Raw genomic sequence first — 21,984 nt, forward strand, 5'->3', positions numbered from 1 at the left:
CGTATTGCTCTTGCAGAATACTGCTTGGCTATGCCCTCCTGTGCAAAGCCATTCCACATCGATGCATGAATATGAAAATGGATTCCACCGACCGCCGTTTGCTCGAAAAGCTCCAGCAGGATGCCGATGTACCGGTTGCCGATCTGGCTGCCGAACTGGCCCTGTCGCAGACCTCCTGCTGGCGGCGCATCCAGCGCCTCAAGGAGGCGGGCGTCATCACGCGCAACGTGGCGCTGGTGGACCGCAACCATGCCAACGTCAGCGTCACGGTGTTCGTCGCGGTGCGCACCAGCACCCACAGCCAGGAATGGTTCGACCGCTTCCATGCCACCGTCGAGGCCATTTCCGAGGTGGTCGAGTTCTACCGCATGAGCGGCGACGTCGACTACCTGCTGCGCGTGGTGGTGCCCGACATCGCCGCCTACGACAAGGTCTACAAGCGCCTGATCGCCGGCACCCAGCTGCTGGACGTTTCCTCGAGCTTCGCGATGGAGGAGCTCAAATACACCACCGCGCTGCCGCTGGGCTATGTGCGCTGAACCGCCGGCACGGCTTCGGGCAGCGTATACATCGCGCGGCCCGCAACGCGCTCGAATTCCAGCGGATCGTGCGCGCTCAGGATGTCGATGGCGGCGCCAGCCTGCGCCTTGAGCGCGCGCAGCCGGCCCTGGTTGGCCAGGCGCGCCTTGCGGTCCTTTTCCATCATCGTCTGGTACATGCGCAGGCCCGGCGTGCACCAGGGATCCTCGAGGTCCATCTCGCGGTGGTGAAAATACGCATCGCCGGCCATCAGCATCCAGCCTTCGCCCGAGCGCACCGCGACGCCAGCATGGCCCAGCGTGTGGCCGGCCAGCGGCACCAGCAGCACGTCGTCCGTCAAGCCGCGCAGCGCACGCACGCACTGCAGGCCCTGCCAGGTGTCGCCCTGCGCTGCGTCATAGACCTGCCAGCGCGGGCGGCTCGCCCACTGCGCGGGCCGGTAGCGCTGGCGGTCGAGCCAGGTGTGCTGCGCCTCGGCCGCCTCGCGCTCGCTGCGCAGCAGATGCACCGCGGCCCGCGGGAAGTCGTCGAGGCCGCCCGCGTGGTCGAAGTCCAGATGGGTCAGCACGATATGCCGCACGTCCTCGCGGCGGAACCCCAGGCGCTCGATCTGGCGCGCGGCGGTCATCTCCTCGCGCAGATCGGGCGACATCAGCCAGAGGAAGAAGCTGCTCAGGCGGCGCTGCGGCTCGCGCACGTCGCCCAGGCCGTAGCCGGTATCGACCAGCGTCAGGCCCTCGGAGGTCTCCAGCAGCAGGCAATGGCAGCACAGCGTGCCGCGCTGGAAGACCGTGGGCGCACGCCCGTCCATCAGGCGCCCGCCCAGCGGGCAGGCGCAGATGCAGTTGAGATGGTGGATCCTGGGCATGCGCGCCTGTGCCTCAGAGCTTGCCCAGGCCGCGCGCGCCGTCGCGCACCAGCTCGGTTCCCGGGGCCCAGGCATAGGTCTCGGAAATCGCCTGCGATGGCGAGCCCGCCGCATTGACCGCATCGCGGTAGGCCAGCGAGGATTCGCCCTCCTCCTCGGTACCCACGAAGCGCGTGCCGTCCTTGCGCAGGTTGGTTTCCTCCTCGACCACGCGCCGCAGGTAGTCGCGGTGGCTGCGGAACTGGATGAAGTCCGGCAAGGCACCATTGCCCAGCACCTCGGCCGGATCGCGGCGCTCGATGTCCTTGAAGAGCCTGAGCGCGACCTGGAAATGGCCCAGTTCGTAGTCGAGGAAGCGCTCCCAGATGGCCTTCACGCGGGGATTGGTCTCCTGTGCCGCGCAGCCCGCATAGTTCCAGACCTCGCAGGCTTCGGAGATCAGCAGCTTTTCCAGCGGCGACTCGTGCGGATTGAGCATCGAGCCGTAATGCGTGATGTGCTGCGACTCGACCGAGGCGATCTCGGCATAGAGCTGGCGCGCAATCGGGTCGGCAAAGATCGGGCCGATATTCATGTAGTAGTCGTGAGTCTGGTATTCGCCGCCGGTGAGCGTGAGCGCGTGCAGCTTGGTGGCCAGCACCGCGTCGGGGCCATAGGGCTCGAGCAGGTCATGCTCGGGCGCACGGTGGTGGAACCAGGTGGCGCGCGCCGGCACGATGTCGGTGTAGCCCTGGGTGATGTTGTTGGCGTCCTTGCCCTCGAGGCGGTCGAGCAGCGCGCTGTAGCGGTAGAGATGGTCGAAATCCTCCAGCAGCGCATAGCGGTAGCCCTGGGACAGATAGGCATCGGGCTCGAGCTGCGCCACTGCGGCCGTGACCTCGATGGCGGTCTGCTCGTAGGCAATCGTGGTCTCGAGCGGCGAATGGTCCGCGCCCAGCAGCCAGTTGATGGTGGTGGCCTGGTGCTGCTCGACGCGCATCAGCTGGGCCAGTGCCACCCGTGCAGGTGCATTCATGCGCAACGCGACCTGCTTGGTGCGCAGCGAGTCGAGCTCGACACCATTCATCAGAATGATGCGCGTGCGCGTGAATGCATCGTCATCGAGTTTGCTGATGGGTTTTCCCACCATGTCTTTCCAGCTCATGCGCTGGCGGTCAAGCGCCACACCCCGGTCTTGAAAGAGATTGAGCGTCATTGGGTTTCTCCTGGAAGCAGTTGGGATCAGATGGCGGACGAATGCTCCTCGGCGGTCAGCAGCGCGGTGAGCCAGCTGCGGATCACCAGCACATGCTGCGCTTCCTCATGCTGCGCCTGCAGGAATTGGCCCGCCAGCTTGTGTTCGCCGGCCTTGTCGGTCAGCTGCACCAGCAGCTCCCAGCCGGCGTTGTCCGTCAGCTCGGCCGTCAGCATGGCGTTGAACGACTGCGCCAGCGTCGTGCGTGGATCGCTCACCACCTGGATCAGGCCCATCGAGGCCGTGCCGATCACATCGGCGCAGGGCGTCTGGGCAGTCGGGTCGCCACCAAGCTTCCGCATCGCGTCGCACAGCATGTGGAAATGCGCCAGTTCCTCGGCGCGGATGCGCGCCAGCGTCTGTTCCGGCAGCTCTTCGCGCAGGGTGATCAGGCGTGGATCCTCGCCCAGTTCCTTGCAGGCCTGTGCGATCGGCGGCAGGGCCACGCCGGCGGCGGCGGCGGCCTGGAACTTCACCATCAACGCATCGTAGAGGCGCACGCCGCCGCGCTCGAAGGCAATTCTTTCGCCGATCTTGTCCATCAGCAGTTCGGGGCGGTCACCGAGCAGCTGGGCGACGCCGGTCTTGAGGGTGCCACTCAGCGACGCCGGCTTGGGCACGGAACCGACGGCATCGGATTCCCGCAGGTACAGCAGGCGTTCGCGCGCGGCAGCGCTGGTATCGATCGGGGTCGGCGGGCTGTAGCGCTGCACAGCCTCGACCATCGCTTCGACGCCATCGGGGTTGACCGTGGCGCCGGTCTTGTTCATTCCGGTGGTGGTGGGTTCCATCATCTGCTCCTTGCATCGTGGGAGGATTTATCAGGTGACCGAAGCATCACCTTGCCCGTCGCTGGCTTTGTTGGGGCTGTGCTTGCTCACGCGGGCTTTTCTGCTGCGGGGCGCCACTCGGCCCAGGGGGTGGCGCCTTGGCACGTATAGGGTCGCTGTCAAAACAATGCGCTTTGCCGGGTCTCATGAACGACACTGACGTCTATGCCAGTCTGGTTGCAACTGGCCTATGGCTATACGCCCTGTCAACGCTGGTCGTTCTTGTGGCTTTGGCGGCCGGCTTCGGCATGCTGCTCGCTGGTGCCGCCGCGGGTGCCGCCGGAGCCGCCCTGGTTGCCACCAGAGCCGCCCTGGTTGCTGCCGGAGCCGCCTTGGTTACCGCCCGAGCCCTGCCCGCCATGGCTCTTGGAGCCGGCTTCCCGGGCTTCTTCGGAGGTGAACTCATGCGCGTTGCCGGAAGCATGGGCGGCACGTCCGCCCTCGGCTGCGATCTCGCGTTGCTTGTCGCTGTCCATGGACGCAAAGCCACGTTCCGACGATCCACCGGATTGGTTCTGGTTGCCGCCACCTTGCTGATTGCTATTGGCCATCTTTAGCTCCTGTTGAGTGAAGAATCCAGCATGCGCAACAGCACATGCGGAGGCCAGTATCTGCCCCTCCTCCTGGATATCTGGTGGTCCTTGGACTACATTGCCGTAGGACGGGAAAGATGGATGAGCAACTGCTCACTTTCCTCCAGGATCTTTCCAGACAAAGGTTTCAGATTGACACACCCCCCACGTTTGGTGAGCCAAGATTGCCAGGGTCAATCCGACGGCTCGCCCTGCGCCGCGTGGCGGCCGCGTACCGCCAGGGCGCCCAGCGCCAGACCGACGGCAAACAAGGCGTAGACGCCGGCTACGGACCTGTGCGACAGGTGGTGCTCGAAACCCGGCGTGAAGCGCTCTGGCGTGCACTTGAAATCCACCACGCAGGCAATGGCGCTTGTCACCGCGGCGCTCGCCAGTACGGCAGCGGGTTCATGGTGCAGCCGGTGGCGCTGCATGGCGGCGGCATGCAGCGCCGCCCACCATATCGAGGCGCCATGGTGGATTGCATACCCCAGCAGCGTATGGCGCCTCGTCACGGCCCGCTGGCGCAGGGCCGGCCGGCCCCAGCGCCAGTGGCTGACCGCATTGACCGGCGCGACAGCGCTGCGGAGCTCGCGGTGCCCGGCCCAGGCCAGGGCCAGCGTCGACAGCAGGCTGGCGCAACTGCCTGCGATCAGGGCTTCATACAGCAGCGCCTTGCGTGGCGAAGTGGAGGAATCGGGCATGGCGTCTTTCCCGTGACTGGATGGGCCCAGTATCGGCCGGGCAAGCCGACGCGATTGTAGGAATGGCTCCTACGCGTTGGACAGGGAGCGCGGCTTAACGTGCCAGCATGAAGGTCCTCGTGACGGGCGCCACCGGCGCCATTGGCAGCGCGCTGGTGCGCGCCCTGCGCGCCGCGCATTGCGAGGTGGTGGCGGCATCGCGCGCGCCTGCGGATCCCGCGGGCCTGCCAGTCGACCTGGCGGCCGTGCCGTCGCGCCAGTGGTGGGCGCAGCAGCTGCAGGGCGTGCAGGTCGTGGTCAATGCGGCCGGCATCATCCGCGAAAGCGCGGGTCAGTCCTTCGACGCGGTGCACACCCGGGGGCCGCAGGAGCTCTTCCACGGCTGCGTCGCTGCGGGCGTGCGGCATGTGATCCAGATTTCCGCGCTGGGCGCCGACGAAGGAGCAGCCAGCGCCTTCCACCGCAGCAAGAAAGCCGCCGACGACCTGCTGCGCGGCCTGCCGGTGGCCTCGACCATCGTGCAGCCCTCGCTGGTCTATGGACCCGGAGTTGCCAGCGCCGCGCTGTTCGACAGCCTGGCCACCCTGCCCTGGCTGATGCTGCCGCGCGGCGGTGCCTCGGCGGTACAGCCCGTGCGCCTGGAAGATGTGGTGCAAGGGCTGGTGAAGCTGGTCACGCAGCCGGCCGCGGGCCAGCGCACGCTGGCCTTCGTCGGCCCCGAGCCACTGACGCTGCGCGAGTACCTCGGCCAGTTGCGCGAGCGCCAGGGCATCTCCACCCGGCAGCGCATTTTCAGCCTGCCCGACGGCTTGGCGCTGTGGGGTGCGCGGCTGCTGGAATGGTGGCCGCGCACCCCCATGACCCGCGAGGCCGTGGGCATGCTGCTGCGCGGCAATGCCGCCAGTGCCACCGGCTTCGCGCAGCTGCTGGGACATGCGCCGCAGCCGCCGGGACGCGGCCAAGGCCCTGGCGAAGCGCGCGCGCACCGGCACGCGGCAATGCTCGCGCTCTGGCTTCCCCCGATGCGCCTGGCCGTGGCGCTGCTGTGGATCTGGACCGGCCTGGTGTCGCTGGGCCTGTACCCCGAGCACGCGAGCCTGGCGCTGCTGGCTGGCGTGGGGCTCACGGGCGTCCTGGCCTGGTGGTCGCTCTACGTGGCGGCCGTGCTGGACCTGGCGCTGGGCGTGGCGGTGTTCTTCACCCGCGGCCAGGCCAGGCGCTGGGTCTGGCTGGCACAACTCGCCACCATGCTCGGCTACACCGCCATCCTCAGCCTGCGGGCGCCCGAGTGGTGGCTGCATCCCTTCGGGCCGCTGTCCAAGAACCTGCCCTTTGCCCTGCTCATCGGCCTGCTCTGGGCCTTCGAGCCCCCCCTGCGCCACAACCGGCGCTGAAGTGCATCGCCATGGAATATTTCCTGCTCAAGTGGTTGCATATCCTGTCCTCCACCGTGCTGTTCGGCACCGGCATCGGATCGGCGTTCTATCTGCTGGTCACGGTGCTCGGCGGCGACATGCGGCTGATCGCCCACGTGGCGCGCTGGGTCGTGCGCGCCGACTGGATGTTCACCGCCACCACTGCCATCGCCCAGCCGCTGACCGGTTTCTGGCTGCTGCATCTGATGGGCATTCCGCTGGGTACCGGCTGGGTCGCCTGGTCGCTGGGACTGTATGCGGTGGCCATAGCCTGCTGGCTGCCCGTCGTGTGGCTGCAGATGCGGCTGCGCGACCTGGCCCAGCAGTGCGCCGAGCGCGGCGAGCCGGCCAACGCGCAGTTCCGCCGCCTGTTCGTGGCCTGGGTGGCGCTGGGCGTGCCGGCGCTTGCGGCCTTCCTGGCGATCTTCTGGCTGATGGTTGCCAAACCTTCGTTCTAGAGCGACAGGAATGCGGCTCCCGGCAACTTGGGGCCTATTTGCGCCGGTGCTATGCAGCCTGCCGCGAATGAGGGATGATAAGGCGACTATATTCGAGCTCTTCCATCCCTGCTGATCCATGCCTGCTGCCGATTCCGCCAACCCGCCTTCCTCCAGCACGGCGCTTCCCGGCCTGGGTCGCGCCCTGATTTCTGCCGGCACGATCACGGCCCAGGCAGCCGAGGAACTGCACCGGAAATCCCAGGCTTCGCGCACCAGCTTCATCTCCGAGCTCATCGGCTCCGGGACGGTCTCTCCCTCCCAGCTGGCGCATACCCTGTCCGCCGTGTTCGGCGCGCCGCTGATAGACCTGGACGCGGTCGATCCCGCGATGCTGCCACAGGGGCTGCTGGCACCCAAGCTCTGCCTGACCTACCGCGTGGTGGTGCTGAGCAAGCGCAACAACCGGCTGACGATCGCCGCTGCCGACCCCACCGACCAGGAAGCGGCGGAACGCATCAAGTTCACGTCGCAGATGGGGATCGACTGGATCATTGCCGAGTACGACAAGCTGGTGGCGCTGTGCGAGGCCACGCACAAGAGCGCCGCCGAGTCGCTGCAGTCGTACACCGCCTCCAGCGACTTCAACTTCGACGACATCAAGGCCGAGGAGCCCGACGAACCCGCCGACAATGCCGCGGCATCGGACGTCGAAGACGCGCCGGTCGTGAAATTCCTGCACAAGATGCTGCTCGATGCGTTCAACATGCGCGCCTCCGACCTGCATTTCGAGCCCTACGAGCACCAGTACCGGGTGCGCTTCCGCATCGACGGCGAGCTGCGCGAGATCGCCTCGCCGCCCATTGCCATCAAGGACAAGCTGGCCTCGCGCATCAAGGTCATCTCGCGCCTGGACATCTCCGAGAAGCGCGTGCCGCAGGATGGGCGCATGAAGCTCAAGGTCGGTCCCAACCGCACCATCGACTTCCGCGTGAGCACGCTGCCCACGCTGTTCGGCGAGAAGATCGTGATCCGTATCCTGGACCCCGAGAGCGCCAAGATGGGCATCGAGGCGCTGGGCTACGAGCCCGAGGAGAAGGAGCGGCTGCTGCACGCCATCAGCCGCCCCTACGGCATGATCCTGGTCACGGGCCCCACGGGCTCGGGCAAGACGGTGTCGCTCTACACCTGCCTGAACCTGCTGAACAAGCCGGGCGTCAACATCGCGACCGCCGAGGACCCCTCGGAAATCAACCTGCCCGGCGTCAACCAGGTCAACGTCAACGAAAAGGCCGGCCTGACCTTCGCCACCGCGCTCAAGGCCTTCCTGCGCCAGGATCCCGACATCATCATGGTCGGCGAAATCCGCGACCTGGAAACCGCCGATACCTCGATCAAGGCCGCCCAGACCGGCCACCTGGTGCTGTCCACCGTGCACACCAACGACGCGCCCAGCACGCTCACGCGCATGCGCAACATGGGCATCGCGCCCTTCAACATCGCCTCGAGCGTCATCCTGATCACCGCCCAGCGCCTGGCGCGGCGCCTGTGCCAGCAATGCAAGCAGCCGGCCGACGTGCCGCACCAGGCGCTGCTGGACGCCGGCTACGACGCCAACGACATCGACGGCAGCTGGGTGACCTACAAGGCCGTGGGCTGCAAGGCCTGCAACAGCGGCTACAAGGGCCGCGTCGGCATCTACCAGGTCATGCCGGTCTCCGAGGAAATCCAGCGCATCATCCTGCGCGACGGCAGCGCGCTCGAGATCGCGGCGCAGGCCAAGCTCGAGGGGGTGCGCTCGCTGCGCGAATCGGGCCTGTACAAGGCGCGGCTGGGACTGACTTCACTGGAAGAGGTGCTGGCGGTGACCAACGAATAAACGAGGGAGCGGCATGGCGACAGCAGGCATCCAGGATTTCGTCTTCGAGTGGGAAGGCAAGGACCGGCACGGCAAGATCGTGCGCGGCGAGACGCGCGCGGGCGGCGAGAACCAGGTGCAGGCCACGCTGCGGCGCCAGGGCATCTTTCCCACGCGCATCAAGAAGCGCCGCACCCGCTCGGGCAAGAAGATCAAGCCCAAGGACATCGCGCTGTTCACGCGCCAGCTGGCCACGATGATGAAGGCCGGCGTGCCGCTGCTGCAGTCCTTCGACATCGTCGCGCGCGGCAACACCAACGCCAGCGTGACCCGCCTGCTCAACGACATCCGCGCCGACGTCGAGGTGGGCACCTCGCTGAACGCGGCCTTCCGCAAGCATCCGATGTATTTCAACAGCCTCTACTGCAACCTGGTCGAGGCCGGGGAATCGGCCGGCATCCTGGAGACCCTGCTCGACCGGCTGGCGCTCTACATGGAAAAGACCGAGGCCATCAAGGGCAAGATCAAATCGGCCCTGATGTATCCGAGCGCGGTGATCGTCGTCACCTTCGTGGTCATCGCGGTGATCATGATCTTCGTGGTGCCGGCCTTCAAGGAGGTGTTCAGCTCCTTCGGCGCGGACCTGCCCGCGCCCACGCTGCTGGTCATGGCCATCAGCGACGTCTTCGTGCAGTGGTGGTGGCTGATCTTCGGCCTGATCGGCGGCGGCATCTACTTCTTCATGCAGGCCTGGCGGCGCAGCCCGAACATCCAGATGACCATGGACCGGCTCATGCTGCGCCTGCCGATCTTCGGCGTGCTGATACAGAAATCCAGCGTCGCGCGCTGGACGCGCACGCTCTCGACGATGTTTGCCGCGGGCGTGCCGCTGGTCGAGGCGCTGGATTCGGTGGGCGGCGCGGCGGGCAATGCCGTCTATGCCCAGGCCACCGAGAAGATCCAGCAGGAGGTCTCGACCGGCACCAGCCTCACGGCCGCCATGACCGCGACCAATGTGTTTCCCTCGATGGTGCTGCAGATGTGCGCCATCGGCGAGGAATCGGGCTCGATCGACCACATGCTGGGCAAGGCCGCCGATTTCTACGAGCAGGAGGTCGACGAGATGGTGGCCGGCCTGTCGAGCCTGATGGAGCCGATCATCATCGTCTTCCTTGGCACCATCATCGGCGGCATCGTGGTCGCCATGTACCTGCCGATCTTCCAGCTGGGCCAGGTGGTCTGATGCCGATGGGTTGGGAATTCGCCGCCCTGGGCGGCGTGCTGGGCCTGCTGATCGGCAGTTTCCTGAACGTGGTGATCCACCGCCTGCCGAAGATCATGGAGCGGCAATGGGCCGAGGAATGCCTGCAGCATGCGCAGGAGCAGGCACTGGCCGCGGGCCAGGCCCCGCCTCCCGCTGCGGCCGCGGAACCCTTCAGCCTGAGCACCCCGCGTTCGCGCTGCCCGCACTGCGGCCATGCGATCCGCTGGTATGAAAACATCCCGGTGCTGAGCTATCTGGCGCTGCGCGGGCAATGCGCGGCGTGCAAGGCGCGCATCAGCCCGCGCTATCCGCTGGTGGAGCTGGCCACGGCCGCGCTGTTCGCCTTCTGCCTGGGAAAGTGGGGTCTCACCGCCACCGGCCTGGCATGGTGCGGCTTCAGCGCCGCGCTGCTGGCGCTGGCGCTGATCGACTGGGACACCACGCTGCTGCCCGACGGCATCACGCTGCCGCTGCTATGGGCAGGACTGCTCGCGGCGGCACTGCGCTGGACGGAAGTGCCGCTGGCCGATGCGGTCTGGGGCGCGGCCGCGGGCTATCTGTCGCTGTGGCTGGTGTTCTGGGGCTTCAAGCTGGCGACCGGCAAGGACGGCATGGGCTATGGCGACTTCAAGCTGTTTGCCGCGCTGGGCGCCTGGTTCGGCTGGCAGGCGCTGGTGCCGATGATCCTTGCGGCCTCGGTGATCGGCGCGGTGGTCGGCATTGCCATGAAGCTGCGCAGCCAGCTGCGCGAGGGCGGCTACATTCCTTTCGGCCCGTTCCTGGCGGGCGCCGGCTTTGCGGCCCTCCTCTTCGGGCCGCAGCGCATGCTCGAGCGCTTCCTGGCGCTGCTGGGGCTGTGATGGAGCGCGGCGCCCCGACCTCCCGCTGGCGCACGCCGCGCCTGGGCGTCACGGGCGGCATCGGCAGCGGCAAGAGCACCTTTGCCGCGATGCTGGCGGCGCGCGGCGCCATCCATATCGATGCCGACCAGATCGCGCGCAGCGTCACGGCGGCCGGTGGCCTGGCCATGGCGCCCATCGCCGCGGCCTTTGGCGCCGAACTGATCGACGCAGATGGCGGCCTGCACCGCGAGCGCATGCGCGCGCTGGCCTTTGCCGACCCGACGGCGCGCGCGCGGCTCGAAGCCATCGTGCATCCGCTGGTGGGCCAGGCCACGGCCGGGCGCATTGCGCAGGCCGAGCAGGCGGGGGCGAAGCTGCTGGTTCTGGACATTCCGCTGCTGGTCGAATCGGGCCGCTGGAGCGGCCAGCTGGACCAGGTGCTGGTGGTCGATTGCCGCGAAGCCACGCAGATCGAACGCGTCATGCGGCGCAGCCAGCTGGCGCCCGAAGCCATCGAACGCATCCTCGCGGCCCAGGCCACGCGCCGGGCGCGGCGGGCAGCGGCCGATATCATTATTTACAATGACACGCAGGATCTGGAGCGTTTGCGCGCGCATGCGTTTCGGATCGGCGCGTTGTTCGGGCTATGATGGCCCATGGCTTGACCTGCAGCCGCACTGAGATGAACAGGCCCTGGGAGCCCTGCCAGCGTGATCCTCTACGAATACCCTTTCAATGAACGCCTGAGAACCTATCTCCGGCTGGAATGCCTGTTCCGCCGCCTGGGCGAGCTGATCGCACGCCCGGCGCCGACCGACCACCATTTCGCGCTGGTCACGATCTTCGAGATCATGGACGTCGCGGCGCGCGTGGACCTCAAGGCCGACGTGCTCAAGGACCTGGAGAAGCAGAAGGCGCTGCTCGACAGCTACCGCGGCAATCCGACCATTGCCAGCGAGCTGCTCGACCAGATCATCGACCGGCTTGACGCCTGCTTCGCGGCGCTCAATGCCCAGACCGGAAAGACCGGCCAGGTCCTGACCGAGAACGACTGGCTGATGGCCATCCGCAGCCGCGTCAGCATTCCCGGCGGCACCTGCGGCTTCGACCTGCCGGCCTACCATGCATGGCAGCATCTGGACGTCCACGTGCGCCAGCAGGCGCTGGAAGGCTGGACCAGTTCGCTGACCCCGCTGGCCGATGCGCTGTTCGTGCTGATGCAGATGCTGCGCGACACCGGCGTGCCCCAGCGCGTCGTGGCCGAGAACGGCCAGTTCCAGCAGAACCTGCCGACGGGACGGAGCTTCCAGCTGCTGCGCCTGCGCATCGATCCCGCGCTGAACCTGGTGCCGGAGATCAGCGGCAACCGGCTGCTGGTGTCGGTGCGGATGATGCGCGCGGATGCCAATGGCAAGCTGCAGCCCTGCCCCGAGAACGCGGCTTTCGAAATAACACTTTGCGCTTGAAGACGCGATGACAAATACCCCCGAAGCCCCCATCGTGCGCTGCCCCACCTGCAAGGGCCCGAGCGTGTTCGGCCCGCAGAACCGCTGGCGCCCGTTCTGCAGCGAGCGCTGCCGCCAGATCGACCTGGGCGCCTGGGCGAATGAGGAATTCCGTGTGCCCTCGCAGGTGCCACCCGAAGGTGCCCCGCACGGCGATCCCCGCGAACAGCAAGATTAAAGGCCAGGCGTGGCCTCGGGCAGATGCCGGGTGTAATGCTCGGCATCGAATGCCATCCCACGCTCCTGCGCCAGCCATTGCAGCACCGGCAACGAGCCCGGCAGCACCGGTTTGACATCGAGCGGCAGCTGCTGCCAGGCCATCGACTGGCCTTCGCGCATGTCGAACGTGCCCTGCCAGTCGCGCACCTTGCACCAGTGCAACCGCACCAGCGCATGCGGGTAGTCGTGCTCGGTGACCTTCCAGACCTCGGCCGCGCCGATGGTGATGCCCAGTTCCTCGATCAGCTCGCGGCGCAGCGCCTGCTCCACCGATTCGCCGTCTTCCAGCTTGCCGCCCGGGAACTCCCAGTAGCCCGCGCAGGGCTTGCCCTCGGGACGCGAGGTCAGCAGCAGCGCATCGTCGGCGCGGATCAGCACGCCGACCGCGACTTCGGTATGTTTGCGCAGGCTCACAGTTCGGCCTCTTCTGCAAGACCGCTGACATCGGCAATACCCGCGGCAGCCGCGGCATGGGACTCCCGTCCCGCGTAGTCGCGCGCGAACTGGTGCGCCACGCGCCCGCTGCGCGATCCGCGCTCGAGCGCCCAGACCAGGGCCTCGGCGCGCGCCGCGGCTATTGCCGCCTCATCCACGCCCAGCGCCGACAGCCATTGCGCCACCACCGCCAGATATTCCTCCTGGCTGAAGGGATAGAAGCTGACCCACAGGCCGAAGCGTTCCGACAGCGAGATCTTCTCCTCCACCACCTCGCCGGGATGGATCTCGCCATCGCCGCCGCGTTGCGCCGCGAGGTTGTCGCTCATGTACTCGGGCAGCAGATGGCGCCGGTTGCTGGTGGCATAGACCAGCACATTCGGGCTTGCGGCCGACACCGAGCCATCGAGGATCGATTTCATGGCCTTGTAGCCGGGCTCGCCCTCCTCGAAGCTCAGGTCATCGCAGTAGATGATGAACTTCTCGGGCCGGCCGGCCACCACGTCGACGATGTCGGGGAGGTCGGTCAGGTCCTGCTTGTCGACCTCGATCAGGCGCAGGCCCTGCGGCGCATATTCATGCAGGCAGGCGCGGATCAGCGAGGACTTGCCCGTGCCGCGCGCGCCCGTCAGCAGCACGTTGTTGGCCGTGCGCCCCTGCACGAACTGCTCGGTGTTGCGCGCGATCTTCTCCTTCTGGCCCTCGATGTTCTGCAGGTCCGACAGCGCCATCGCGCCGATGTGCCGCACCGGCTCGAGCAGCCCGCAGCCATTGGCGCGCTTGCGGTAGCGCCAGGCGATGGCCTCGCTCCAGTCCTGGGGCGACTGCAGCGGCTGGGGCAGCACGGCCTCGATGCGCTGCATCAGCTGTTCGGCACGCGCCACCAGGCGCTCGAGGGGGTTGGCTTGGGAATCCGTCATGGCAGGGCTTTTGTGTCTCGGGATGTTTTATCGCAAGCGCCAGCACGTTACCGTTCGTGGTGAGCCTGTCGAACCATGGACGTCCATCCTTCGACGGGGCCGCCAAGGCAAGCTCAGGACAAACGGAAACCTGCCCGGCATTGCTGGGCAGGATGGCGTCAGGAACGGTAATCCGCGTTGATGGTCACATATTCGTGGCTGAAATCGCAGGTCCACACCGTATCGACGGCATCGCCACGTCCCAGCAGCACGCGCACCGTGATTTCCTGCTGCTTCATGACGCGCTGGCCGTCTTCCTCGCGGTAGTCGGGGTTGCGGCCACCCTTGATCGCCACGTGCACGTCGTCGAGATAGAGGTCGATGCCGGTCTGGTCGAGATCGGCAATGCCCGCATAGCCGACAGCAGCCAGGATGCGGCCCAGGTTCGGGTCGCTGGCGAAGAACGCGGTCTTGACCAGCGGCGAATGCGCGATGGCATAGGCCACCTGGCGGCATTCCTCGCCGGTCTTTCCGCCTTCGACGCGCACGGTGATGAACTTGGTGGCACCCTCGCCGTCGCGCACGATGGCCTGGGCCAGCTTCTGCGCCACTTCCAGCAGCGCCGCCTGCAGGGCCTGGCCCTCGGCGCTGGTCAGCGAGGTGATCTGTGCGTGCTTGGCGCGGTTGGTCGCCACCAGCACGAAGGAATCGTTGGTCGAGGTGTCGCCGTCGATGGTCACGCGGTTGAACGAGCCCTCGGCCAGCTGGGTCACCAGCGGCTGCAGCAGCTCGGGCGCGATGTTCGCATCGGTAGCCAGGAAACCGAGCATGGTCGCCATGTTCGGGCGGATCATGCCCGCGCCCTTGCTGATGCCGGTGATCGAGACCGTGGCTTCGCCGATGCGCACCTGGCGGCTGAAGGCCTTGGGCAGGGTGTCGGTGGTCATGATGCCTTCGGCCGCGCGCGCCCAGTGCGCGGGCTGCGCGTCGGCCAGCGCCGCGGGCAGGCCGGCGACGATGCGATCCACGGGCAGCGGCTCCATGATCACGCCGGTGGAGAACGGCAGCACCTGGTGCGCGGACACGCCCAGCAGCTCGGCCAGCGCGGCGCTGGTGGCGCGCGCATTGGCCAGGCCCTGCGCACCGGTGCCGGCGTTGGCATTGCCGGTGTTGATGACCATGGCGCGCACCGCGCCGCCCCGGGCCAGGTGCTCGCGGCTGACCTGCACCGGCGCGGCGCAGAAGCGGTTCTGTGTGAACACGCCGGCCACGGCCGCGCCTTCATCGAGCAGGAACACCGTCAGGTCCTTGCGGTTGGCCTTGCGCACGCCGGCTTCGGCGACGCCAATACGGACACCGTCGATGGCAAGCAGTTCGGCGGCAACGGGAGCGGAGAGATTCACGGGCATGCGAATGTCTTTCGTGAAGAGGAAATCAAACGATTATGCGGAAGAACGCAGCGGTCAATGCAAAACACGGGCCGCAGCCCGTGCTTCGTATTGGTTCACAAATCGATCAAGCCAGTTTGCCGTGGCACTGCTTGAATTTCAGGCCGCTGCCGCAGGGGCAGGGGTCGTTGCGGCCCACGCGCGGCATCGGTGCGCCGGTGTCGCCGGCGGCGGCTTCCTCGGCGCGCACCGTGGTCTGGCTGCCGTCCTCGGCGGGCGAGGTGTAGGTGACGTTGGCGATATGCTCGGCGCGCTGGCCCAGCACTTCGGTGGCCTCGTCGATCTGGGCGCTGGACTGCACCTGCACCGTCATCAGCACGCGTGTGACTTCGCTCTTGACCTGGTCGATCAGCTGGCGGAACAGCTCGAAGGCCTCGCGCTTGTATTCCTGCTTGGGCTGCTTTTGCGCATAGCCGCGCAGATGGATGCCCTGGCGCAGGTAGTCGAGCGCCGCCAGGTGGTCGCGCCAGTTCGAGTCGAAGCTCTGCAGCAGCACCGCGCGCTGGAACTGGGTGAAGTTCTCGCGGCCGATCAGCTGCACCTTGGCGTCGAACGCCGCCTGCGCCGCCTGCAGCACCTTCTCGAGGATTTCCTCGTCGGTGATGGCTTCGGCCGCGCCGGCTTCCTGCGCCAGCGGCAGCTCCAGGCGCCATTCCTCGCGCAGCTGCTTTTCCAGCCCCGGCAGGTCCCACTGCTCTTCCATCGAGTCGGCGGGCACGTACTGACGCACCATGTCGGTGACGGTCTCTTCGCGCATGACGCCGATCAGTTCGTGCAGATCGACCGCGTCGAGGATCTCGTTGCGCTGCTGGTAGATGACCTTGCGCTGGTCGTTGGCGACGTCGTCGTATTCGAGCAGCTGCTTGCGCACGTCGAAGTTGCGCGCCTCGACCTTGCGCTGCGCCGATTCGATCGAGCGCGTGACGATGCCGGCCTCGATGGCTTCGCCATCGGGCATCTTCAGCCGCTCCATGATGGCCTTGACGCGGTCGCCGGCGAAGATGCGCAGCAGCTGGTCGTCGAGGCTCAGGTAGAAGCGCGAGGAGCCGGGGTCGCCCTGGCGGCCCGAGCGGCCGCGCAGCTGGTTGTCGATGCGGCGCGATTCATGGCGCTCGGTGGCGATGATGCGCAGGCCGCCCAGGGCCGACACCTTCTCGTGCTCGGCCTGCCACTGCGCACGCACTTCCTCCATGCGGCGTGCACGCTCCGCCTCGCCCAGCGAGCTGTCGGCTTCGACCGCGCTGAGCAGCTTCTCCAGGTTGCCGCCCAGCACGATGTCGGTGCCGCGGCCGGCCATGTTGGTGGCGATGGTGATCATGCCCACGCGGCCGGCCTGGGCGACGATGTCGGCCTCGCGCGCATGCTGCTTGGCATTGAGCACCTGGTGCGGCAGCTTGGCCTCGTTGAGCAGCTGGTCGATGATTTCCGAGTTCTCGATCGAGGTCGTGCCGACCAGCACCGGCTGGCCGCGCTCGTGGCATTCGCGGATGTCCTGGATCGCGGCCGCGTACTTCTCGGCCGTGGTCTTGTAGACGCGGTCGAGCTGGTCCTCGCGGCGGCTCTGGCGGTTCGGCGGGATGACCACGGTTTCCAGGCCGTAGATTTCCTGGAACTCGTAGGCTTCGGTATCGGCCGTGCCGGTCATGCCGCCAAGCTTGCTGTAGAGGCGGAAATAGTTCTGGAAGGTGATCGAGGCCAGCGTCTGGTTCTCGGCCTGGATCGTGACGCCTTCCTTGGCTTCGACGGCCTGGTGCAGGCCGTCGCTCCAGCGGCGGCCTGCCATCAGGCGGCCGGTGAATTCGTCGACGATGATGATCTCGCCGTTCTGCACCACGTAGTGCTGGTCGCGGTGGTACAGGTGGTTGGCACGCAGCGAGGCGTACAGGTGGTGCATCAGCGTGATGTTGGCCGGATCGTAGAGCGAGGCGCCCTCGGCGATCAGCTTGGCGTTGGCCAGCACGCGCTCGGCCGTCTCGTGGCCCTGCTCGGTCAGGAAGACCTGCTGGGTCTTCTCGTCCACCGTGAAGTCGCCCGGCGTGGTGACGCCCTCGCCGGTGCGCGGATCGGCTTCGCCGATCTGGCGCGTGAGCATCGGCACGATGGAATTCATCGCCAGGTACATGGCGGTGTTGTCGTCGGCCTGGCCGCTGATGATCAGCGGCGTGCGCGCCTCGTCGATCAGGATCGAGTCCACCTCGTCGACGATCGCGTAGTTGAGCTGGCGCTGCACGCGGTCGCCCGACTCGTAGACCATGTTGTCGCGCAGGTAGTCGAAGCCGTATTCGTTGTTCGTGCCATAGGTGATGTCGGCCTGGTAGGCGGCCTGCTTCTCCTCGCGCGGCATGTTCGGCAGGTTGATGCCCACCGTCAGGCCGAGGAAGTTGTACAGCCGGGCCATCCACTGCGCATCGCGGTTGGCGAGGTAGTCGTTGACGGTCACCACATGCACGCCGGCGCCGGCCAGCGCATTCAGGTAGACGGGCAGCGTGGCGGTGAGCGTCTTGCCCTCGCCAGTGCGCATTTCGGCCACCTTGCCGTAGTGCAGCGCCATGCCGCCGAGCATCTGCACGTCGAAGTGGCGCATCTTCATGACGCGCTTGGAGCCTTCGCGCACGACGGCAAAGGCTTCGGGCAGCAGATCGTCCAGGCTTTGGCCCTGGCTCACCCGCTCCTTGAATTCCTGGGTCTTGGCACGCAGCGCTTCGTCGCTGAGCTTCTCGAATTCGGGCTCCATCGCATTGATGCGAGCCACCGTCTTGCGGTATTGCTTGAGAAGCCGGTCATTGCGGCTGCCGAATAGTTTGGTGAGGAAGTTGGTAGCCATGCAAACAGATTCACCTTGCCTGCCCAAGGCATGCAAGGAAACCGGAGTCCCTAAGAAGAATGGATTTCAGATAAGGCCGCCCCATGGAATTTCTACAGCAAGAACCCATAATGCGGAAGACTGATTGAATCATTCTAACTGCCTCATCCCGTGCGGGGCATGCCTGGCCCTATGAACCGTCGCAACTACCCCATTTCACTGCAGCAAGCCGCCCAGTCCTCGCCCACGCTGGCCAAGCTGGTGGCCATGACGCAGGATTCCTCCGCTCGTCTCGAAGCCATCCAGCCGCTGATGCCGATCACCTTGCGCAAGGTGGTGCAGGCCGGCCCCATCGAGGGCAGCTGCTGGTGCCTGCTGGTCAGGAACAATGCCGCGGCGGCGAAGCTGCGCCAGCTGCTGCCGGCATTTGCGGCGCATTTGCGCGTGAAGGGGTGGGATGTGACCGAAATCAGGCTCAAGGTACAGGCTTGAGGGATTTCTTGAGAAGATGGTGCCGGTTGTCGGATTCGAACTGACGACCTACCGCTTACAAGGCGGGTGCTCTACCAACTGAGCTAAACCGGCGAAGCCCGAATTCTAGCGCATGGAAAACGGGCGCAAATCCGGACGCGGCATTTTATTTGCCGGCGAAAACCGGAGGCTGGCTCGCGAGCCAGCCCCCCATCTCACTTGACGCGCTTGAGCGCAGGCCGCGCGCCGCCCGACGGGGGCGTGCGCGGGGGCTGCGGCGCGGCGTCGCCGTCATCGGCCGGCACCAGCTGCACCACCGGTGCATCGGCTTCGCCCTGGGAGGGGACCGGGCTCAACGCGGCAGGCGCATCGCCCGCGGCATTGCGCTCCGACACCTCCGGCGACAGCGCAAAGGCCATGCCCTCGCCGGTTTCACGCGCGTAGATGGCGATGACCCGGCCCACGGGCACCATGATGTCGCGTGGCTGGCCGCCGAAGCGCGCCTTGAAGGCGATGAAATCGTTGCCCAGCTGCAGCCCGCCCGTGGCGTCATAGCTGGTGTTGAGCACGATCTCGCCGTCCTTGACGAACTCCTGCGGCACCTGGACCGAGTGGTCCACGCGCACCGCAAGATACGGTGTCAGCCCGTTGTCCGTGCACCACTCGTGCAGCGCGCGGATCATGTACGGGCGGGTGGAACTGGATTCCGATGCGGTCATGGACTGGCTCCCGGCTTACTTGCGCATCACCTTTTCCGAAGGCGTCAGCGCTTCGATGTAGGCGGGGCGCGAGAAGATGCGCTCGGCGTACTTGAGCAGGGGCGCGGCGTTCTTGCTCAGCTCGATGCCGTAGTAGTCCAGGCGCCACAGCAGCGGCGCGATGGCCACGTCGAGCATCGAGAAGTTCTCGCCCAGCATGTACTTGTTCTTGAGGAACACCGGCGCCAGCTGCGTCAGGCGGTCGCGGATGTGCGCGCGCGCCTTCTCGATGGCCTTCTCGTTGCCCTTGACGTTGCGCGCCTCGAGGATGTTGACGTGGACGAACAGTTCCTTCTCGAAGTTCAGCAGGAACAGGCGCACGCGCGCGCGGTCCACCGGGTCGCCGGGCATCAGCTGGGGATGGGGGAAGCGCTCGTCGATGTATTCGTTGATGATGTTCGACTCGTACAGGATCAGGTCGCGCTCGACCAGGATCGGCACCTGGCCGTAGGGATTCATCACATTGATGTCTTCGGGCTTGCTGTACAGGTCCACATCACGGATCTCGAAGTCCATGCCCTTTTCAAACAGCACAAAGCGGCAGCGGTGGGAGAAGGGGCAGGTTGTTCCCGAATAAAGCACCATCATGGTGAGAGCTCCTAAAAATCAAAAAGAGTGGGACGCCTGAAGCGCCCACTCTGTACCGATCCGGCGGGGGCACGCGGCAGGCGTGCGTCCCCGGACATGGACCGTGCGTTACTTGACGTCTTTCCAGAATGCAGCGTTCAAGCGCCAGGCAATCACGATGAAGACCCCGAGGAAGATGAGCACCCAGACGCCGACGCGAATACGGCTGTTCTGTGCGGGCTCGCCCATCCACTGGAGGTAATTCACCAAGTCGCCAACGGCCTGATCGTACTGCACCGCCGTCATTGCCCCCGGACTCAGCTGTTCCCAGCCCTTGAAAACCGGGGTTTTCTTGCCGTGCACCTCCTGCTCCTCGAACACCGCGCGGCGCACGCCCTGCATCTGCCACAGCGCATGCGGCATGCCGACGTTCGGGTAGGCCAGGTTGTTCCAGCCCGTGGGCTTGGTCTCGTCGCGGTAGAAGGTGCGCAGGAAGGTATAGAGGTAGTCGGCGCCCGAGCCGCCCGCGCCGGCGCGCGAGCGCGCGATCACCGTGAGGTCCGGCGGATTGCCGCCGAACCAGTCCTTGGCCTGGCGCGGATCGATCGCGGCCTTCATGGTCTCGCCGACCTTGTCGGTCGTGAACAGCAGGTTGTCCTTGATCTCCTGGTCGGTCAGGCCGATGTCCTTGAGCCGGTTGTAGCGCATGAACGACGCCGAATGGCAGCCCAGGCAGTAGTTGACGAACAGCTTGGCTCCGTTCTGCAGCGAAGCCTGGTCGTTGGTCTTGAGCGGCGCCTTGTCCCAGGCCATGCCGCCTTCGGCAGCCTGCGCACCGGCTGCGAACCCCAGGGCGGCCATCAGCGTGAGGATCAGTTTCTTCATTCTTGTTCTCCGTGCGGCTTGAAGGTCACGCGGTCGGGCACGGGCTTCGGCGTGCCCAGGCGGCTCCACCAGGGCATCAGGAGGAAGAAGCCGAAATAGAACAGCGTGCCGACCTGGGAGATGCGCTCGAACAGCGGCGAGGGCGGCTTCACGCCCAGGTAGCCCAGCACCATGAAGTCGATGACGAACACCGCGTAGACATACTTGTGCCATTGCGGACGGTAGCGGATCGACCTGACCGGGCTGTGGTCCAGCCAGGGCAGCGCGAACAGGATGATGACGGCGCCGCCCATCACGACCACGCCCCAGAACTTGGCGTCGATCGACAGCATCATGGCAATCGCCCCCAATGCCACGACCACCATCACGCCCTTCACGATCGAGGGCAGCCGCGACCTGAACACGCCGTAGCCCGCGCCCAGCGCCACGCAGGCGATCAGCACGTACATCATCTCGGTGGTGATGGCGCGCAGCATCGAATAGAAAGGCGTGAAATACCAGACGGGCGCGATGTGCGAGGGCGTCTTCAGCGGATCGGCCGGGATGAAGTTGTTGTACTCGAGGAAGTAGCCGCCGAACTCGGGCGCGAAGAACACCACGGCCGAGAACAGGAACAGGAACACGCAGACGCCCAGGATGTCGTGCACCGTGTAGTAGGGGTGGAAAGCCACGCCGTCGAGCGGGCGGCCCTGTTCGTCCCGGGGCGCGCCCGGGCCCTTGATCTCGATGCCGTCGGGATTGTTCGAGCCCACGTCGTGCAGCGCCAGCAGGTGCGCCACGACCAGGCCCAGCAGCACCAGCGGCACGGCGATCACGTGGAAGGCAAAGAAGCGGTTGAGCGTGGCATCGCCCACCACGTAATCGCCGCGGATCAGCAGCGCCAGGTCCGGCCCGATGAAGGGAATCGCGGCAAACAGGTTGACGATGACCTGCGCGCCCCAGTAGGACATCTGGCCCCAGGGCAGCAGGTAGCCCATGAAGGCCTCGGCCATCAGCGCCAGGAAGATCGCGCAGCCGAAGATCCAGACCAGCTCGCGCGGCTTGCGGTACGACCCGTAGATCAGGCCGCGGAACATGTGCAGGTAGACGACGATGAAGAAGGCCGAGGCGCCCGTCGAGTGGATGTAGCGGATCAGCCAGCCCCAGGGCACATCGCGCATGATGTACTCGACCGACTCGAAGGCCTTGGCGGCGTCGGGCTTGTAGTGCATGACCAGGAAGATGCCGGTGACGATCTGGATGACCAGCACCAGCAGCGCCAGCGAGCCGAAGATGTACCAGAAGTTGAAGTTCTTCGGAGCGTAGTACTCCGACATGTGGACGCGGTAGGCATCGAAGGCCGTGGGGAAGCGGTTCTCGAACCAGTTCGAGACCTTGGCGCCGGTCGCGGCGTTGGGGGAGATGTCCTTGAATTCGTGTGCCATGTCTGG

At 66.2% G+C, this 21,984-nt stretch carries 23 protein-coding genes and 1 tRNA gene; 10 read left to right on the top strand and 14 right to left on the bottom strand.

What is annotated here, in order from left to right; genetic code table 11:
- Window positions 1-77 precede the first annotated feature (77 nt).
- A complete protein-coding gene (locus M9799_RS05285) occupies window positions 78-539 on the top strand; it encodes an Lrp/AsnC family transcriptional regulator (RefSeq protein ID WP_231043483.1) in 462 nt (153 codons plus the stop codon).
- On the opposite strand, the gene M9799_RS05290 is transcribed toward M9799_RS05285, so the two are convergent.
- The 5 genes from M9799_RS05290 to M9799_RS05310 form a co-directional block, all read right to left on the bottom strand.
- Window positions 527-1,408, bottom strand: a complete 882-nt coding sequence (locus M9799_RS05290) for an MBL fold metallo-hydrolase (RefSeq protein ID WP_231043482.1) — start codon at window positions 1,406-1,408, stop codon at window positions 527-529. The two genes, M9799_RS05285 and M9799_RS05290, sit on opposite strands and share 13 nt — an antisense overlap.
- 13 nt (window positions 1,409-1,421) lie before the next feature.
- Window positions 1,422-2,603: a hypothetical protein gene (locus tag M9799_RS05295; RefSeq protein WP_231043481.1), complete on the bottom strand. Its 1,182-nt coding sequence runs from the start codon at window positions 2,601-2,603 to the stop codon at window positions 1,422-1,424.
- A gap of 26 nt (window positions 2,604-2,629) precedes the next feature.
- On the bottom strand, window positions 2,630-3,433 hold the full coding sequence (locus M9799_RS05300) for a ferritin-like domain-containing protein (RefSeq protein WP_231043480.1): 804 nt from the start codon (window positions 3,431-3,433) through the stop codon (window positions 2,630-2,632).
- 245 nt (window positions 3,434-3,678) lie between these two features.
- Window positions 3,679-4,023: a KGG domain-containing protein gene (locus M9799_RS05305; RefSeq protein ID WP_231043479.1), complete on the bottom strand. Its 345-nt coding sequence runs from the start codon at window positions 4,021-4,023 to the stop codon at window positions 3,679-3,681.
- Window positions 4,024-4,238: 215 nt separating this feature from the next.
- The gene (locus M9799_RS05310) at window positions 4,239-4,748 is read right to left on the bottom strand and encodes a hypothetical protein (RefSeq protein ID WP_231043478.1); all 510 of its coding nucleotides are present in this window, start codon (window positions 4,746-4,748) and stop codon (window positions 4,239-4,241) included.
- Between the two features lie 107 nt (window positions 4,749-4,855).
- Between M9799_RS05310 and M9799_RS05315 the strand changes: the two genes are divergently transcribed.
- The 8 genes from M9799_RS05315 to M9799_RS05350 all read left to right on the top strand — a co-directional run bounded on the left by M9799_RS05315 (window position 4,856) and on the right by M9799_RS05350 (window position 12,247).
- Window positions 4,856-6,142, top strand: coding sequence for an SDR family oxidoreductase (locus M9799_RS05315; protein WP_231043477.1), 1,287 nt, complete (start codon window positions 4,856-4,858; stop codon window positions 6,140-6,142).
- 11 nt (window positions 6,143-6,153) lie between these two features.
- Window positions 6,154-6,621 (top strand): DUF2269 family protein, encoded by a 468-nt coding sequence (locus tag M9799_RS05320; protein WP_231043476.1) that lies wholly within the window; start codon window positions 6,154-6,156, stop codon window positions 6,619-6,621.
- A gap of 118 nt (window positions 6,622-6,739) precedes the next feature.
- The gene (pilB, locus tag M9799_RS05325; protein WP_231043475.1) at window positions 6,740-8,479 is read left to right on the top strand and encodes a type IV-A pilus assembly ATPase PilB; all 1,740 of its coding nucleotides are present in this window, start codon (window positions 6,740-6,742) and stop codon (window positions 8,477-8,479) included.
- Between the two features lie 13 nt (window positions 8,480-8,492).
- Window positions 8,493-9,701 (top strand): type II secretion system F family protein, encoded by a 1,209-nt coding sequence (locus M9799_RS05330; RefSeq protein ID WP_231043474.1) that lies wholly within the window; start codon window positions 8,493-8,495, stop codon window positions 9,699-9,701.
- The gene (locus M9799_RS05335) at window positions 9,701-10,582 is read left to right on the top strand and encodes a prepilin peptidase (RefSeq protein ID WP_231043473.1); all 882 of its coding nucleotides are present in this window, start codon (window positions 9,701-9,703) and stop codon (window positions 10,580-10,582) included. The genes M9799_RS05330 and M9799_RS05335 overlap by 1 nt, the downstream gene beginning before the upstream one ends.
- On the top strand, window positions 10,582-11,214 hold the full coding sequence (gene coaE, locus M9799_RS05340; RefSeq protein ID WP_231043472.1) for a dephospho-CoA kinase: 633 nt from the start codon (window positions 10,582-10,584) through the stop codon (window positions 11,212-11,214). Before M9799_RS05335 ends, coaE begins: the two co-directional genes overlap by 1 nt.
- A gap of 60 nt (window positions 11,215-11,274) precedes the next feature.
- Window positions 11,275-12,030, top strand: coding sequence for a cell division protein ZapD (gene zapD, locus M9799_RS05345; RefSeq protein ID WP_231043471.1), 756 nt, complete (start codon window positions 11,275-11,277; stop codon window positions 12,028-12,030).
- A 7-nt stretch (window positions 12,031-12,037) separates the two neighbouring features.
- Window positions 12,038-12,247: a DNA gyrase inhibitor YacG gene (locus tag M9799_RS05350; protein WP_231043470.1), complete on the top strand. Its 210-nt coding sequence runs from the start codon at window positions 12,038-12,040 to the stop codon at window positions 12,245-12,247.
- Here M9799_RS05350 and M9799_RS05355 read toward each other — a convergent pair.
- The 4 genes from M9799_RS05355 to secA all read right to left on the bottom strand — a co-directional run bounded on the left by M9799_RS05355 (window position 12,244) and on the right by secA (window position 17,894).
- A complete protein-coding gene (locus M9799_RS05355) occupies window positions 12,244-12,702 on the bottom strand; it encodes an NUDIX domain-containing protein (RefSeq protein WP_231043469.1) in 459 nt (152 codons plus the stop codon). The genes M9799_RS05350 and M9799_RS05355 overlap by 4 nt on opposite strands.
- A complete protein-coding gene (locus tag M9799_RS05360; RefSeq protein WP_231043468.1) occupies window positions 12,699-13,643 on the bottom strand; it encodes an ATP-binding protein in 945 nt (314 codons plus the stop codon). Before M9799_RS05360 ends, M9799_RS05355 begins: the two co-directional genes overlap by 4 nt.
- 158 nt (window positions 13,644-13,801) lie before the next feature.
- A complete protein-coding gene (gene argJ, locus M9799_RS05365) occupies window positions 13,802-15,031 on the bottom strand; it encodes a bifunctional glutamate N-acetyltransferase/amino-acid acetyltransferase ArgJ (protein WP_231043467.1) in 1,230 nt (409 codons plus the stop codon).
- 106 nt (window positions 15,032-15,137) lie between these two features.
- On the bottom strand, window positions 15,138-17,894 hold the full coding sequence (secA, locus tag M9799_RS05375; RefSeq protein ID WP_231043466.1) for a preprotein translocase subunit SecA: 2,757 nt from the start codon (window positions 17,892-17,894) through the stop codon (window positions 15,138-15,140).
- Between the two features lie 171 nt (window positions 17,895-18,065).
- On the opposite strand from secA, the gene M9799_RS05380 reads away from it, so the two are divergent.
- Window positions 18,066-18,365, top strand: coding sequence for a hypothetical protein (locus M9799_RS05380; protein ID WP_231043465.1), 300 nt, complete (start codon window positions 18,066-18,068; stop codon window positions 18,363-18,365).
- Window positions 18,366-18,382: 17 nt separating this feature from the next.
- On the opposite strand, the gene M9799_RS05385 is transcribed toward M9799_RS05380, so the two are convergent.
- From M9799_RS05385 to M9799_RS05405, 5 genes are all read right to left on the bottom strand, one after another.
- A tRNA-Thr gene (locus M9799_RS05385) sits at window positions 18,383-18,458 on the bottom strand.
- A 101-nt stretch (window positions 18,459-18,559) separates the two neighbouring features.
- Window positions 18,560-19,063, bottom strand: coding sequence for a ClpXP protease specificity-enhancing factor (locus tag M9799_RS05390; protein ID WP_231043464.1), 504 nt, complete (start codon window positions 19,061-19,063; stop codon window positions 18,560-18,562).
- Window positions 19,064-19,078: 15 nt separating this feature from the next.
- Entirely contained in the window at window positions 19,079-19,690 is a 612-nt protein-coding gene (locus M9799_RS05395) for a glutathione S-transferase N-terminal domain-containing protein (protein ID WP_175505044.1), read from the bottom strand.
- A gap of 108 nt (window positions 19,691-19,798) precedes the next feature.
- Window positions 19,799-20,554 carry a cytochrome c1 gene (locus M9799_RS05400; RefSeq protein ID WP_231043463.1) on the bottom strand — a complete coding sequence of 252 codons (756 nt, stop codon included), beginning with the start codon at window positions 20,552-20,554 and terminating at the stop codon, window positions 19,799-19,801.
- Entirely contained in the window at window positions 20,551-21,978 is a 1,428-nt protein-coding gene (locus M9799_RS05405; RefSeq protein WP_231043462.1) for a cytochrome b, read from the bottom strand. Before M9799_RS05405 ends, M9799_RS05400 begins: the two co-directional genes overlap by 4 nt.
- Window positions 21,979-21,984 lie beyond the last annotated feature (6 nt).

This window comes from Comamonas endophytica, assembly GCF_023634805.2.
Lineage (GTDB): Bacteria > Pseudomonadota > Gammaproteobacteria > Burkholderiales > Burkholderiaceae_C > Comamonas > Comamonas endophytica.

Bases quoted from the DNA above. Each gene is read 5' to 3' on its own strand.
- M9799_RS05285 (WP_231043483.1), top strand. From the start codon at position 78: ATGGATTCCACCGACCGCCGTTTGCTCGAAAAGCTCCAGCAGGATGCC.
- M9799_RS05290 (WP_231043482.1), bottom strand. From the start codon at position 1,408: ATGCCCAGGATCCACCATCTCAACTGCATCTGCGCCTGCCCGCTGGGC.
- M9799_RS05295 (WP_231043481.1), bottom strand. From the start codon at position 2,603: ATGACGCTCAATCTCTTTCAAGACCGGGGTGTGGCGCTTGACCGCCAG.
- M9799_RS05300 (WP_231043480.1), bottom strand. From the start codon at position 3,433: ATGGAACCCACCACCACCGGAATGAACAAGACCGGCGCCACGGTCAAC.
- M9799_RS05305 (WP_231043479.1), bottom strand. From the start codon at position 4,023: ATGGCCAATAGCAATCAGCAAGGTGGCGGCAACCAGAACCAATCCGGT.
- M9799_RS05310 (WP_231043478.1), bottom strand. From the start codon at position 4,748: ATGCCCGATTCCTCCACTTCGCCACGCAAGGCGCTGCTGTATGAAGCC.
- M9799_RS05315 (WP_231043477.1), top strand. From the start codon at position 4,856: ATGAAGGTCCTCGTGACGGGCGCCACCGGCGCCATTGGCAGCGCGCTG.
- M9799_RS05320 (WP_231043476.1), top strand. From the start codon at position 6,154: ATGGAATATTTCCTGCTCAAGTGGTTGCATATCCTGTCCTCCACCGTG.
- pilB (WP_231043475.1), top strand. From the start codon at position 6,740: ATGCCTGCTGCCGATTCCGCCAACCCGCCTTCCTCCAGCACGGCGCTT.
- M9799_RS05330 (WP_231043474.1), top strand. From the start codon at position 8,493: ATGGCGACAGCAGGCATCCAGGATTTCGTCTTCGAGTGGGAAGGCAAG.
- M9799_RS05335 (WP_231043473.1), top strand. From the start codon at position 9,701: ATGCCGATGGGTTGGGAATTCGCCGCCCTGGGCGGCGTGCTGGGCCTG.
- coaE (WP_231043472.1), top strand. From the start codon at position 10,582: ATGGAGCGCGGCGCCCCGACCTCCCGCTGGCGCACGCCGCGCCTGGGC.
- M9799_RS05350 (WP_231043470.1), top strand. From the start codon at position 12,038: ATGACAAATACCCCCGAAGCCCCCATCGTGCGCTGCCCCACCTGCAAG.
- M9799_RS05360 (WP_231043468.1), bottom strand. From the start codon at position 13,643: ATGACGGATTCCCAAGCCAACCCCCTCGAGCGCCTGGTGGCGCGTGCC.
- argJ (WP_231043467.1), bottom strand. From the start codon at position 15,031: ATGCCCGTGAATCTCTCCGCTCCCGTTGCCGCCGAACTGCTTGCCATC.
- secA (WP_231043466.1), bottom strand. From the start codon at position 17,894: ATGGCTACCAACTTCCTCACCAAACTATTCGGCAGCCGCAATGACCGG.
- M9799_RS05380 (WP_231043465.1), top strand. From the start codon at position 18,066: ATGAACCGTCGCAACTACCCCATTTCACTGCAGCAAGCCGCCCAGTCC.
- M9799_RS05390 (WP_231043464.1), bottom strand. From the start codon at position 19,063: ATGACCGCATCGGAATCCAGTTCCACCCGCCCGTACATGATCCGCGCG.
- M9799_RS05395 (WP_175505044.1), bottom strand. From the start codon at position 19,690: ATGATGGTGCTTTATTCGGGAACAACCTGCCCCTTCTCCCACCGCTGC.
- M9799_RS05400 (WP_231043463.1), bottom strand. From the start codon at position 20,554: ATGAAGAAACTGATCCTCACGCTGATGGCCGCCCTGGGGTTCGCAGCC.
- M9799_RS05405 (WP_231043462.1), bottom strand. From the start codon at position 21,978: ATGGCACACGAATTCAAGGACATCTCCCCCAACGCCGCGACCGGCGCC.